At 53.6% G+C, this 13,461-nt stretch carries 14 protein-coding genes and 1 pseudogene; 3 read left to right on the top strand and 12 right to left on the bottom strand.

What is annotated here, in order from left to right; all coding sequences use genetic code 11:
- Positions 1-71: 71 nt before the first annotated feature.
- The 10 genes from BOW51_RS02390 to BOW51_RS02345 all read right to left on the bottom strand — a co-directional run bounded on the left by BOW51_RS02390 (position 72) and on the right by BOW51_RS02345 (position 8,199).
- Positions 72-785 carry a TraB/GumN family protein gene (locus tag BOW51_RS02390; RefSeq protein ID WP_078476261.1) on the bottom strand — a complete coding sequence of 238 codons (714 nt, stop codon included), beginning with the start codon at positions 783-785 and terminating at the stop codon, positions 72-74.
- 12 nt (positions 786-797) lie between these two features.
- Complete coding sequence (gene hisC, locus BOW51_RS02385) at positions 798-1,889, bottom strand: histidinol-phosphate transaminase (protein ID WP_306341476.1); 1,092 nt, start codon at positions 1,887-1,889, stop codon at positions 798-800.
- Entirely contained in the window at positions 1,886-3,193 is a 1,308-nt protein-coding gene (gene hisD, locus BOW51_RS02380; RefSeq protein ID WP_078476260.1) for a histidinol dehydrogenase, read from the bottom strand. The genes hisC and hisD overlap by 4 nt, the downstream gene beginning before the upstream one ends.
- A 12-nt stretch (positions 3,194-3,205) precedes the next feature.
- The gene (gene hisG / locus BOW51_RS02375; protein ID WP_078476259.1) at positions 3,206-3,850 is read right to left on the bottom strand and encodes an ATP phosphoribosyltransferase; all 645 of its coding nucleotides are present in this window, start codon (positions 3,848-3,850) and stop codon (positions 3,206-3,208) included.
- 4 nt (positions 3,851-3,854) lie between these two features.
- Positions 3,855-5,114, bottom strand: coding sequence for a UDP-N-acetylglucosamine 1-carboxyvinyltransferase (murA, locus tag BOW51_RS02370; RefSeq protein WP_078476258.1), 1,260 nt, complete (start codon positions 5,112-5,114; stop codon positions 3,855-3,857).
- 84 nt (positions 5,115-5,198) lie between these two features.
- Positions 5,199-5,498 carry an STAS domain-containing protein gene (locus BOW51_RS02365; protein ID WP_078476257.1) on the bottom strand — a complete coding sequence of 100 codons (300 nt, stop codon included), beginning with the start codon at positions 5,496-5,498 and terminating at the stop codon, positions 5,199-5,201.
- Complete coding sequence (locus tag BOW51_RS02360) at positions 5,498-6,115, bottom strand: MlaC/ttg2D family ABC transporter substrate-binding protein (protein WP_078476256.1); 618 nt, start codon at positions 6,113-6,115, stop codon at positions 5,498-5,500. The genes BOW51_RS02365 and BOW51_RS02360 overlap by 1 nt, the downstream gene beginning before the upstream one ends.
- 17 nt (positions 6,116-6,132) lie before the next feature.
- Positions 6,133-6,624 carry an outer membrane lipid asymmetry maintenance protein MlaD gene (gene mlaD / locus BOW51_RS02355; protein ID WP_281252856.1) on the bottom strand — a complete coding sequence of 164 codons (492 nt, stop codon included), beginning with the start codon at positions 6,622-6,624 and terminating at the stop codon, positions 6,133-6,135.
- Position 6,625: 1 nt separating this feature from the next.
- Positions 6,626-7,402 (bottom strand): lipid asymmetry maintenance ABC transporter permease subunit MlaE, encoded by a 777-nt coding sequence (gene mlaE / locus BOW51_RS02350; RefSeq protein ID WP_078476255.1) that lies wholly within the window; start codon positions 7,400-7,402, stop codon positions 6,626-6,628.
- Positions 7,399-8,199, bottom strand: coding sequence for an ABC transporter ATP-binding protein (locus BOW51_RS02345; RefSeq protein WP_078476254.1), 801 nt, complete (start codon positions 8,197-8,199; stop codon positions 7,399-7,401). Before BOW51_RS02345 ends, mlaE begins: the two co-directional genes overlap by 4 nt.
- Positions 8,200-8,702: 503 nt before the next feature.
- Between BOW51_RS02345 and BOW51_RS02340 the strand changes: the two genes are divergently transcribed.
- On the top strand, positions 8,703-9,671 hold the full coding sequence (locus tag BOW51_RS02340; protein WP_078476253.1) for a calcium/sodium antiporter: 969 nt from the start codon (positions 8,703-8,705) through the stop codon (positions 9,669-9,671).
- On the opposite strand, the gene BOW51_RS02335 is transcribed toward BOW51_RS02340, so the two are convergent.
- On the bottom strand, positions 9,653-10,825 hold the full coding sequence (locus BOW51_RS02335) for a trypsin-like peptidase domain-containing protein (protein ID WP_078476252.1): 1,173 nt from the start codon (positions 10,823-10,825) through the stop codon (positions 9,653-9,655). The two genes, BOW51_RS02340 and BOW51_RS02335, sit on opposite strands and share 19 nt — an antisense overlap.
- A 68-nt stretch (positions 10,826-10,893) precedes the next feature.
- Here BOW51_RS02335 and BOW51_RS02330 point away from each other — a divergent pair, with 68 nt between their 5' ends.
- Both BOW51_RS02330 and BOW51_RS02325 read left to right on the top strand, forming a co-directional pair.
- Positions 10,894-11,646, top strand: coding sequence for a Nif3-like dinuclear metal center hexameric protein (locus BOW51_RS02330; protein ID WP_078476251.1), 753 nt, complete (start codon positions 10,894-10,896; stop codon positions 11,644-11,646).
- A 78-nt stretch (positions 11,647-11,724) separates the two neighbouring features.
- Positions 11,725-12,690 (top strand): MBL fold metallo-hydrolase, encoded by a 966-nt coding sequence (locus tag BOW51_RS02325; RefSeq protein WP_078476262.1) that lies wholly within the window; start codon positions 11,725-11,727, stop codon positions 12,688-12,690.
- Between the two features lie 70 nt (positions 12,691-12,760).
- On the opposite strand, the pseudogene rbr reads toward BOW51_RS02325, so the two are convergent.
- Positions 12,761-13,339, bottom strand: a pseudogene (rbr, locus tag BOW51_RS02320) (rubrerythrin).
- Positions 13,340-13,461 lie beyond the last annotated feature (122 nt).

The following is a 13,461-nucleotide window of genomic DNA, read 5'->3' as shown; positions in this document are numbered from 1 at the left end:
CAGGGCGTCCGGGGCAATAAAGGCTGTCGAAGATCGAGTGTAAAAGGGCGACTTGGATGTCCCGTTTTACATCACGAGATCAAAGACACGCTTGTTTCATCGCCGTATGCCCAGGCCTGAAACAGGCTGGCCAAGGACGATACCTCTGGCTGCTCCTCTCTGAGTTTCTCCTGCAAACGCCTGACCTGTATCTTGAGTGGTTGGCTAGCGAGTGTATCAAGCGCCTCGGATGCGGTTTCGAGACCTGAAATTTTCATTCGACGCTGAGCCGCTGTTTGCTCAAGCAGACTGTCGACACCGTACTCCTTGTGAATGCCGATTTGAGACATACCTTCATAAGCGAACATGATTGACAGGAACCAGGGCTGCGAACGCGATACGCGCCATCGGCTGAGACCCAGCTTGTCGGCACTCGCCATCAGCTCTGCGAAAGTCTCCTCATCGACATATTCATCCAGTGTTTTGCCATCAGGCAGTAGCGCCTTGCTCTCGAGCAACAGCAAAGCATTGCGCGCCTCCTCGGGTGAGTCGACACTCTCGACAACCAGTTCATCAGAAACCTCAAAAGCATCAGCGATAGGGCCGCCATACCATTTAATACCGGGAGGGAGCGAATGGAACGAACCGAACAGGTAAACATCAGATGCACCTGAAGTGATCTGCCACATGGCAGGCGCGACATTTGTTTGTGTTCCTGCAGACCTGAGTGTTGGTGAACCACACCCAGCGAGTACAAATAGAAAGATAACAAGCAGTGATCCATACTGCACAAGGTGACGTCTCATCCCAAACTCCTTTTATGACTGGTAAGCTCTCCTGAGAGCAGCAAGAAATGCTGCATTCTCTTCTTGCGTACCGACAGTAACGCGCAAACAGTTTGCAAGCAAGGGGTGTGAGTTCGACAGGTTTTTTATCAACACGCCTTGTGCACGAATGGCATCAAAAACCTCCGATGCATCGCCCTGTTCAAGCCGCACAAGGATAAAGTTCGCATCGCTCGGAAATGCGGTTAAAGCGGGAATTGATTCCAACTCTGTAAGCAATGTCTCGCGTGCCAGTCGTAGTGCTTTTGTCTGCTCATCAAAGAGCTGTTTGTGTTTCAGCGCGAAGCTGGCACTGACCTGGGTAAGGCGATTGATATTGTATGGCAGACGTGTCTTGTCGATCTGTTCGATCCATGCAGCGGGCCCTGCAAGCAGACCGAGACGCAAACCGGCAAGCCCCATCTTTGAGACTGTACGCATAACAACGAGATTGTCATAGTCGCCAATCCGCTGCATGAAGGTGGCATCGGTGAAGGGCGAGTAGGCCTCGTCAATCACAACCAGCCCGGGTGCAGCCGCGATCACTTTTTCGATGACATCATCATCGAACAGGTTACCGGTCGGATTATTCGGATACGCAAGATAAACGACTGCTGGCTGGTGTTGAGCGATTTCCGCCAGCAGCACTTCTGGCTGCAGTGAAAAATCACTCGCATCAAGTGGCACACCGACATAACGCAAACCGGAGAACTCAGCAATCATGCGGTACATGACAAAGCTAGGCTCAACCGAAAGAATGACACGCTGTTCTCCACCCAGGGCAAGAGCAAGCATCTGGATGATTTCGTCTGAACCATTGCCCAGCAGCACGCCCGCATCGCCAGGTATCTCCATGGCGTCGCGCAGTGCCTGTGTTAATATCGCAGCCTGAGGATCCGGGTAGCGGTTAACATCCGTCTCACGAATCAGTGCCGCCCACTCATCACGCATTGCTTCAGGCCAGGTGTAGGGATTTTCCATGGCGTCGAGCTTGATCAGCCCTTCAGAGGACGGAACATGGTAGGCATTGATTGCCTGTACCTCGGGACGAATCCATTGCCGGATTCGCTTTTCAATCTCATTCACTTGTTACCCTTGAGGCGATACTCGGCACTTCTTGCATGGGCAGTCAGTCCTTCGCCACGAGCAAGCACTGACGCAACCTGCCCAAGAGTATCTGCACCATCCTGTGAAACCATGATCAGGCTTGAGCGCTTCTGAAAATCGTAAACGCCAAGCGGCGATGAGAAGCGCGCAGTGCGCGAGGTAGGCAACACGTGATTGGGTCCGGCACAGTAATCACCAAGCGGCTCGGAGGTATAGCGTCCCATGAAAATCGCTCCTGCATGGCGAATCGATTTTGCCATTGTCAGCGGGTCTTCTACCGAGAGCTCAAGGTGCTCCGGCGCAATATAGTTTGCAACCTCGACAGCCTCTTCCATGTCACTCGTTTTGATCAGGGCGCCACGCGCCTCGAGTGCCTTGGTGATCATGTCACTGCGTTCCATGGTCGGCAGCAACTTTTCAATTGCGGCTGTAACCTGGTCGAGAAAATTCCCATCAGGAGAGACGAGAATCGACTGTGCATCCTCGTCATGTTCAGCCTGGGAAAAAAGATCCATGGCGATCCATTCAGGATCGGTTTTACCATCACATACGACGAGGATTTCGGAGGGACCGGCAACCATGTCGATGCCAACCTGGCCAAACACGGCACGTTTTGCGGTGGCAACGAAAATATTTCCCGGACCGACAACCTTGTCGACACCTGGTACTGTCTCGGTGCCGTAGGCCAGTGCGGCTACTGCCTGCGCACCGCCAATCGCGAACGCACGGTCAACGCCGGAGACAGCTGCTGCGGCAAGTACCAGTTCATTCAGTTCACCATCGGGTGTCGGCACGACCATGATCAGCTCACCGACACCGGCAACCTTGGCTGGTACCGCGTTCATCAATACTGATGAGGGATAAGCGGCCTTGCCGCCTGGAACATAGAGACCAACACGATCGAGTGGTGTCACCTGCTGACCCAGCAGGGTACCGTCATCCTCGGTGTAGCTCCAGTCGTTCATCTTCTGGTGCTCGGCATAGGCGCGAATACGTTCAGCAGCCTTTTCCAGCGCCTCGCGTTGATCTGACGGGATAGCATCAAGCGCCTGCTGCATGCGCTGATGTGGAATTTCGAGATCTGCAGCCGACGCTGGCTGCCAGCGATCAAGTTTCGCAGTCAGTTCAATTAAACTGGCATCGCCTTGATCGCGAATTCCGGAGATGATGCCGTCTACGATACTATTTACCTCTGCATTGGAAACAGAGTCCCATGCCAACAGCCCCTCCAGCTCTTTCTGAAAGCCCGCATCATTCGAGTCGAGTCGTCTAATTCCTGCCATATCTGTGCCCCGTCAGCGATTCTGCTCAACTGCCTGTTTCAGCAGCTCAGTCAATTGCATAATGGTGTTGTGGTTCATTTTCCAGGCCGCCTTGTTAATCACCAGGCGTGAACTGATATCGGCGATATGCTCAAGTGGCTCGAGCCCGTTCGCTTTGAGGGTATTGCCGGATTCAACCAGGTCGACAATCAGGTCGGAAAGGCCAACCAGTGGCGCAAGCTCCATTGAACCATAGAGCTTGATGATATCAACCTGTTGTCCACGTGCAGCAAAGTAGTCACGTGCTGCGTGAATGTATTTTGTCGCAATCCGCAGCGGGTCACCTTCAAGCGAGGCACCGGGCCTGCCTGCAACCATCAGACGGCAGCGAGCAATCTCGAGGTCAAGTGGTTCATAAAGGCCTTCTCCGCCATGCTCCATCAGTACATCCTTGCCCGCCACTCCGACATCGGCAGCACCCCACTGCACGTAGGTGGGTACGTCAGTTGCACGGATAATCACCAGCTTCACCTGCTCATGATTGGTATCAAGAATCAGCTTGCGGCTGGTCTCAGGATCATCCAGAGGCTCGATACCGGCATGCTTCAGCAACGGCATTGTCTGCTTGTACATTCGGCCCTTGGAGAGCGCTATCGTTAATGGTGTATCAAACTGCATCGCCTTATCCCGCTATGCGCTTGATGCGGGCACCAAGCCCCTCAAGCTTCTCTTCAATATTCTGGTAACCGCGATCGATGTGGTAAATACGATCGACCAGGGTTTCGTTATCTGTCGCCAGGGCGGCTAGTACCAGCCCTGCCGAGGCACGCAAATCTGTTGCCATGACCGGTGCACCAGTGAGTCGTTCGATCCCCCTGATGACGGCTGTCTTTCCTTCAACAGTTATATCAGCGCCCATACGCTGCAACTCCTGAATATGCATAAAGCGGTTCTCGAATACATTCTCCGTGACCATACCAACCCCTTCGGCAACCGCGTTTAATGCACAGAACTGCGCCTGCATGTCAGTCGGGAACGCAGGATAAGGAGCAGTATGGATATCGACAGCATTGGGTCTGCGTCCTTCCATATCGAGAGAAATCCAGTCTTCCCCTGTCTCGATCACGGCACCTGCCTCACGCAGTTTTTGCAATACCGCGTCGAGGCTCAGCGGATCCGTATCCCTGACCTTGATCTTGCCTCGTGTAATTGCAGCACCGACCAGGAAGGTTCCTGTTTCGATACGGTCGGGCATGACGTCATAACTACCACCGCCGAGTGACTCAACACCCTCGATGGTGATGGTGTCGCTTCCTGCACCCGAAACCTTCGCTCCCATGGCATTGAGGAAATTTGCCAGGTCGACGACTTCAGGCTCACGCGCCGCATTTTCGATGACAGTGATACCATCAGCCAGCGTTGCCGCCATCATCAGGTTTTCCGTTCCCGTGACTGTCACCATGTCCAGTACCAGGGTGGCACCCTTGAGGCGATCCGTTTTTGCACGGATAAAGCCGTTTTCAACCTCGATATCCGCACCCATCGCGCGCAGGCCGTCTATATGCAAGTTAACAGGGCGTGATCCGATCGCGCAGCCACCGGGAAGCGATACCGCCGCCTCACCGAAACGCGCCAGTGTCGGACCAAGCACAAGAATAGATGCCCGCATCGTCTTGACCAGTTCGTAGGGCGCCTCGCAGCTGTTCACCGTGCTGGCATTGACCTCAAGGTGCATACGGTCAGTTACAGTAATATCTGCACCCATCTGTCCCAACAAGGCGATTGTGGTGGTGACATCCTGAAGGTGTGGCATGTTACCGATCACGACACTCTCACTTGCGAGCAGTGTTGCAGCAAGTATTGGAAGCGCGGCATTCTTGGCGCCGGAAATGCGCACCTCGCCCGAGAGTGGGCCATTGCCTGTTATGACTAGCTTATCCATAGAAACCGGATCCTGTTCGGCCTGTGGCGAAAAAAGGAGGCTATTGTACTGGAAATTGGCTCCCGGGTCAGGTTAGGACCTATATCAGGAGATGGGCAGAAGGCCCTTGATGCCATGCAGCTCGGCGATATCGATCAGTTTCTCAGGCAGATTGATAAAATTGATGCGGCAATTTCGGTCGAGCGCATCCTGTTGCCATTGCAGCAATAGTGCGAGCGCCGCACTGTTAGTCCTGTCGACAGCCGTGAGATCAATCTCCAGCCGCGATCCTTTTTTAAGATAAGGGGAGAGTGAAGAACGCAGGCCCGCAACAGAGGAAAAATCAAGCTGGCCAGTGAGTTGCAACCTGCCCGAATCATCTTTCGCCTTCAGATCGGCCGCCATTAGTTCGCCTTCACCAGCGCCTTGTTGTTCTTTTCCAGCCGTGCTACGAGGCCGAGCATACCACCCGCTTTGATTTCGTTGGCAAAAATATTTCGGTAGTTGACCGCAAGGCTAATGCCTTCGAGTTTGACATCATAGACCAACCAGGACTTACCCGGCTTGTGCAAAAAGTAAACAATTTCAACCACGCTTCCCGATGCAGCAGTCACCTTGCTTGGCACCTTGATCCTAAGATTATCCTTTGAGCGCTGTGCCTCACCATACTCGATCGGTTTGCCGGAATAGTTCAGCAGCGCTACACCGTAGGTACGGATCAGCAGTTCACTGAATGCTCTTACTACCGCTCCCCTTTCAGTAGCAGACGCCCGATGCCAGTATTTACCCATAGACGACTTAGTCAGCTTATCCAAATCGAAGTGCGGCCTGACCAGGTCCTGCACTGCGTCATGAATTCGCTCCGGGTGCGCCTTGAATTCATCTTTGCTCGAATTGAAACGAGCCAGTACTCTCTGTGCGGCATCATCAACCAGTTTGACGATGTCCTCATCAGCCGCCACTGCAACAGGGGCAATAAAGAGCAAGGAAACCAGGAAAGCCCAGATCACACTCTTTTTCATTACTCCATCTCCTACGTTCAAAACCCACCTCCTGTGGATGACTCCTCTGCTTTACTGAAGAGAAATTGTCCCACAATTTCCTCCAGAACAAACGCTGATTGCGTCATGGTAATTTCACTGTCCTGTTGCAGATATTGCTCACTGCCGCCTGGATCAAGCCCGATGTACTGCTCGCCGAGTATCCCCTGTGTCAGTATCTTGGCAAAAGTATCTGTCGGCACCTGGTTGAACTCGGGCAGCAAGTCGAGTGTTACCACGGCCTCGTACGTGGTCGAATCGAATCCGATCGAGGATACCTCACCAATTCGCACACCTGCCATGGTCACAGGTGAACGCACCTTGAGACCGCCAATGTTATCGAAACGCGCCTCTACCTGGTAACCGCTGACACGCTTGAAGCCCCCCAGGTTGCTCACCTGCATCGCCAGAAAAAAGAGCGCAATACCACCAAGCAACATCATTGCGCCGACGGCTGCCTCGGTCAAAAGGGAAAATCTGCTATTCGCCACATTAATCTCCAAACATAAGCGCAGTCAGGACAAAGTCCATGCCCAGTACTGCGAGTGATGAGTGTACGACGGTTCTTGTTGTTGCACGACTGATTCCTTCAGATGTAGGTACAGCCTCATAGCCCTGAAAGAGTGCAATCCATGTACATATGACACCAAAAACCACGCTCTTGATCACGCCGTTAATAATATCCTTGTCAAAATCGACCTGGGACTGCATTTGTGCCCAGAATGTTCCGGTATCGACATCCATTAACCCGACACCAACAAAATAACCGCCCAGCACGCCAAGCGCATTGAACATCGCGGCAAGCAGGGGAACCGAAACAACTCCGGCAAAAAAACGTGGCACCAACAGTCTCGAAACAGGATTTACCGCCATCATTTCAAGAGCCGAGAGCTGCTCAGTTGCCTTCATCAGGCCAATCTCTGCAGTCAGTGCAGAACCAGCCCTGCCGGCAAACAGCAACGCTGTAACCACCGGGCCCAGCTCACGAACCAGTGATGCGGCAATAAAGACGCCAAGGGTCGATTCAGCTGCAAAACGCGACAGAATATAGTAGCCCTGCAGTCCAAGCACCATGCCGACAAATACGCCCGACACCGAGATAATCAGCAGTGACAGCACGCCAACCGAGTAGAGCTGCGCCAGGAATTCGCGAAAACGTGTAACCAGGCCGTGTGGGGCACGCAGAATAGCCATCAACAGCAACAGCGCACGCCCCAGGTTGCGCAGCACATTGATACCCCTGCGGCCAATCGAAGCAAACCAGTTCATTCGTCAATCCCCAGAAAATCAACCTCTTTGGAGGGTGCGCCGATATGAAAGGGTACAGGTCCGTCTGATTCAGCGTGAATAAACTGGTGCGTCCACGGGTTGTTTGAAGCCCTGAGCTGCCCAGGTGAGCCCTTCTCGATGATTTTCCCGCCTGAAATCACGCAGACGTAGTCCGCGATCGACATACTTTCAGGAACATCGTGCGACACCATCACGGATGTCAGGTGAGCAGCATCATTGAGACGCCGGATCAGGTCAACGAGCACGCCCATTGATATCGGATCCTGTCCCGTAAAGGGTTCATCATAGAGAATCATCATCGGATCGAGAGCAATCGCCCTTGCCATTGCCACACGGCGTGCCATGCCCCCGGAAAGCTCTGCCGGCATCAGGTTACGCGCACCACGCAAACCAACCGCCTCCAGCTTCATGAGTATCAGCTTGCGAATCATACTTTCAGGCAGGCCAGTATGTTCGCGCAATGGATAGGCGACATTTTCGTAGACACTCAGGTCAGTCAGCAGGGCACCGCTCTGGAACAGCATGCCCATGCGCGTTCGTAACGCATACAGCTCTTTTGTCGACAGTTGATCGATACGCTGCCCATCAACTGTAATTTCTCCCCGGTCGGGCACAAGCTGGCCGGCGATCAGTTTCAGCAGGGTGGTTTTACCTGTTCCACTGGGCCCCATGATCGCAGTAATCTTGCCACGCGGTATATCAAGGTCGACGCCATTAAAAATGGCTCGATCACCGCGCGAAAAATGCAAGTTTCTAATGCTGACCAGCGCACTCATGCTGATTGGGGTCCGGAGGTTTTCATATTGATAGGCATTCTGCGTCCGCTTCAGTTACAGGTCAAGCAATCCGTGCCAGACGAGCATATCACAGCCCCACCTACCCTCTCGTCTCTTTTCATGCTCATCTTGCTGAAAAAAACATTTTAGTATGTACTAAGCTGTACACACACAAAACATTTTCCATGTACCAACAAGAGGGTTTCTACTTTGATCAAATTCCTTCCTGTATTACTTCTCGCCGTCTTGCCAGCCATAACATCGGCAGGGGGAGCCTTATGGCAGCAGGAAAAATTGATCACCCAGTGGCTCGGAGAAGCTCAACAGCTACCACAGGGACAACGCGGCACCTACCTCGCCAAGAGGATTTCAACGCTGATACCTGAATCCAGCCGCACCGGAAGATTCTGCCGGATCAGAAAAAACCGCTGACAGTGCTGCTTGTCGCGTTGCGTCTAATCTGAAACAATCCGCGCTTCTGACAGAATTAAAGACTGGATTTTATGTGGCTTGAATTTCTCGCGATCCTTGCCGGATTTGCGTTGCTGGTATGGAGTGCCGATCACTTCGTCAACGGCGCAGCAGCACTGGCAAACAACCTTGGTGTCTCTACCCTCGTCATCGGCCTCACGGTCGTTGGCTTCGGCACCTCTGCGCCTGAAATCCTCGTCGCACTGACCGCCGCCCTCGATGGCAATGCAGGCCTCGCCATCGGCAACGCGGTCGGCTCAAATATTGCGAATGTCGGCCTGATACTCGGTCTCACGGCTCTCGTCATACCTCTCAGTGTCAGCTCACAAGTCCTTCGGCGCGAATATCCGATACTGTTGATCGTTACCATCACGGCGCTGATTCTGGTCATAGATGGCGAACTCGGGTTTTATGATGGCCTGATACTCATTTTCATGCTTGCCGGAGTTCTCTTCCTGATGTGGCGAGTGGCAGTCTCCGGCAGTGCAAAAGACCCGTTGCTCGAAGACCTGGAGGCCGAAATCCCACATGCAATGCCGACATCAAAAGCGCTGTTATGGCTCGCATCAGGCCTCTTATTGCTCGTATTTGCATCGAAAATCCTCGTTTGGGGCTCAGTTGAAGTCGCAAGCTGGCTTGGAGTAAGTGATCTGGTTATCGGCCTGACGATCGTGGCCCTCGGTACCAGCCTGCCCGAACTGGCCACCAGCATGGCAAGCGCCCTGAAGGGTGAGCCAGACCTGGCCCTGGGCAATGTTATCGGCTCGAACCTCTATAATCTGCTCGCGGTCTTTTCGATTCCGGGACTGATTGCACCGGGTGCAGTCGACAGTGTTCTGCTGACTCGTGACATGCCCGCGATGATGGTGCTGACCTTTGCCATCGTCGGTCTCGCCTGGACTGCAAAGGGCGTACGTCACATCAACCGTATCGGTGGCCTGTTGCTGCTGATCGGTTATGCCTCCTACCAGGGCTGGATCATCTACTCCTCTCTTGCCTGATCCAGGCATTCGCGGAAAGTGGCGTTGCAGTCTAGCGCCCACTCGTCGCAGGACGCCTGCCAAGAGTGACAACCCGTTACGCTGACCTTTTCGCCGGGTGGAAACGAAGCGACAAGATTGACAATGTCGGCGGCTGTCTCAATTCGACTGTCATTGATGGTAGTAACAATATCGCCCGGCAGGATGCCCGCCTTGTGCGCAGGTCCGTCACGGTAGACTGTTGAAATCAGCACGCCATCTACATTTTCCAGACCAAAGGATTCGGCCAGCGCCTCGGTCACGTCCTGCCCGGCCATGCCCAGCCAGCCACGACTTACCTCACCGTGCTCAACCAACTGCTCCATGATTCCACGCACCATGTCCACAGGAATGGCAAAACCGACTCCCTGGGAGCCACCACTTTTGCTGAAAATGGCCGTATTAATACCGACAAGATTGCCGCGTGCATCAATCAGCGCACCACCTGAATTACCCGGGTTGATAGCTGCATCCGTCTGGATGAAATTTTCAAAACTGGTGATGCCAAGCAGGTTGCGACCGGTTGCGGAAACGATTCCCATGGTCACCGTCTGGCCCACACCGAAGGGGTTGCCAATTGCAAGTACCACGTCGCCGACGCGCAGATTCTCTGACAGACCAAGCGTTATCGCCGGCAGTTTACCGTTATCGACACGTAACACAGCAACATCGGATTCCGGATCGGTTCCGACAACCTCTGCTTCCAGGTTGGTCCCATCACTCAGCACGACCTTGATCTCGTCGGCATCGGCGACCACGTGGTTGTTGGTGACGATATAGCCACGCGGGTCAACGACAACCCCTGATCCCAGGCTATTCTCCTTGCGTGTTCTGCCCTGTTCACCCAGGCCACGAAATGCGTCACCAAAAAAATTGCGGAAGAAGGGGTCATCGAACAGCGGACTGATACGTTGCTGGCGAATCTTGGTCGCATAGATATTGACCACCGAGGTAGATGCCAGGTCTACCGCATCCGCATAGGAAAAAGGCCCCGGAACCGCTGACCCGGGAGGCGTAACCGTATTCGTAACCAGTGTTAATTGAGTGTCGTCATCTCTGCTCAGGGAGAGAATAATGGCTGCAGCAACTATGCCTGCGAATACCGAGATGAAAATGAAGCGTAGACTTTTCAGCATGGGTTATTTCCACTTTCGATGTAGAATGATTTACAGAATATCTTATTACAATATAAGGCCAGATCCTGATGATCCAACCCGAAGCACTCGCCAACTGGTGTTCACAACTGCTCGACGCCGGACAGTTTGACGACTACTGCCCAAATGGGTTGCAGGTCGAGGGACTGCGACCGATTAGCTCGATTGTATCAGGCGTAACTGCATGCGAGGCACTGATTGATGAAGCCATCGAGGCCGGGGCCGATGCCATCCTCGTGCATCACGGATACTTCTGGAAAGGCGAGACAGAAGTTCTGACCGGCATGAAAGCCCAGCGTATCAGGAAGCTGATACAGCATAACATCAGCCTGCTCGCCTACCACCTGCCCCTCGATGCCCATATACAACTCGGCAACAATGCGCAACTGGGACAACTGCTCGGCTTCCAGCAGATGGCGCCAATTGATGACCCCAAGGGACTGTGGTGGGCTGCTGAAACCTCTAAACCCCTCGACGCCATCCAGATGGCTGGTCAGCTGGCACAGGTACTCGGACGCTTACCACTGCATATTGATGGCGGCAACGGACTAATCAGAAAAATTTCCTGGTGTACAGGCGGAGCACAGGGCTATATCAACGAGGCAGCGGCGCTCGGGGCCGATGCCTACATCAGTGGGGAAATCTCCGAGCACACATTCCATGCTGCACGCGAACTTGGCATTCACTACTTTGCCGCCGGTCACCACGCCACGGAGCGTTACGGTGTACAGGCGCTGGGCGAGCGAATCGCAGATGAATTTGGCATTAACCACAAATTTATAGACATAGACAATCCCGTGTGAAAAAAACTGTCTGGCGGACGACTGCAAACCAGACTCAATCCTGCTATGATTTGTGCTTTGCACAATACTATTTTCACCATGAGCATAGAACAAAACCGGGAAGAGCTGGGCGACGACATCTACTGTATCGATTCGGGTTACTTGCGCCCGAAGATGGCGGCCTGTTACCTGATACGCGAGGGAGATGCCGCTGCTATCCTGGATACCGGCACAAATTTCACCGCACCAACAGTTTATGCACTGCTCAATGCGCTTGGCCTCACACGTGACAACGTCAAATACGTGCTTCCGACCCATGTGCATCTCGATCACGCCGGTGGTGTCGGTCAACTGATGGCAGATTGCGCGAATGCACAACTGGTGATTCACCCGAAGGGTGCGCTCCACATGATTGATCCGTCGAGAATCGCGGCAGGTGCTACTGCCGTCTACGGTGAAGAGCGCTTCACAAACGACTATGGCACCCTGTTGCCGGTTGCCGAGGAGCGCGTCATTGCTGCCCAGGATGGTGACACCTTTAACCTCAATGGTCGCACCCTGACCTTTTACGACACACCCGGGCACGCTAACCACCACGGCTGCATTCTCGATAGCAAGACACACGCCATTGTAACCGGTGACACCTTCGGCCTCTCCTATCGTGAACTGAAGACCGACAAGGGCGATTACATCTTTGCTCCATCCACCCCGGTCGCCTTTGACCCGGATGCCTGGCACCAGAGCATCGACAAGCTGATGGCACTCAATCCGTCAGCCATGCTGCTGACCCACTATAGCCGGGTGACCGACCTCGAATCACTCGCGGAGCAACTGCACAGGAATATTGATGCGATTGCCGAAATCGCTATCAGCGAAGAGGGAGAAGAAGCTGGCCGCCATGAGCGCATCAAGGGAAAGCTCGGCGACCTGACTGCACAGCAGATCATCGATCATGGTGTTGATATGAACAAGGAGCAGATACTCGAATTTCTCGCCAGCGACCTGGAACTCAATGCACAGGGACTTGAAGTGTGGTTAAAACGGCGCGCTAAAGCGCGGTCATAAACACCACCACTGAATCCTGGAGAGCCTTAACCTGCCATGCGCAGCCCATTACCCGGCAGATCGTCCCAGATTACCAGTTCTCACCAAGCAACTCGAAATAAGCTCTTGAATGCAGGCATGCCGGGCATTTGTCCGGCGCCTCCTCGCCCTCATGCAGGTAGCCGCAGTTTCTGCAGCGCCAGACAACCTTGCCGTTTCTTTTGAAGACTTTCCCTTCCTGCAGGTTATTCGCAAGGCCCCTGTAGCGTTTGCCATGCTGCTTTTCGGCAATCGAGATTGCCTCGAATGCAGCCGCAATTTCGTCAAAGCCCTCTTCCCGTGCCGTTTGAGCAAACGCGGGATACATCTCTTCCCACTCATGCTCCTCTCCTTCAGCAGCGGCGGTCAGGTTCTCAAGGGTTGTGCCGATTTGACCGGCCGGAAAAACCTCGGTGATTTCAATATTCCCGCCTTCGAGGAACTTGTAGAAGCGTTTTGCATGCTCCTTTTACTGGTTCGCCGTTTCCTCAAAAATATCGGCAATCTGAACCAGCCCCTCTTTTTTCGCAGCGCCGGCGAAGTAGGTATACCTGTTCCTTGCCTGCGACTCCCCGGCAAATGCCTTCATCAGGTTGATTTCTGTTTGAGTGCCCTTGACGCTCTTGCTCATCTATCGCTCCCGGGAGTTCGTTACTTACGCTGCGCGCCAAGGAGAGAGAATCGAAGGCGCGTAGTCCCCGGTAGCCACTAGGCGAGACTGTTTTTCTGACGTGCGCCAGCGCCAAAGGAAAA

The sequence above is a fragment of the Solemya elarraichensis gill symbiont genome, assembly GCF_002021095.1.
Lineage (GTDB): Bacteria > Pseudomonadota > Gammaproteobacteria > Chromatiales > Chromatiaceae.
Note: the sequence above shows the minus strand (reverse complement) of the source record. Positions and strands in the feature narration are given on the sequence as shown.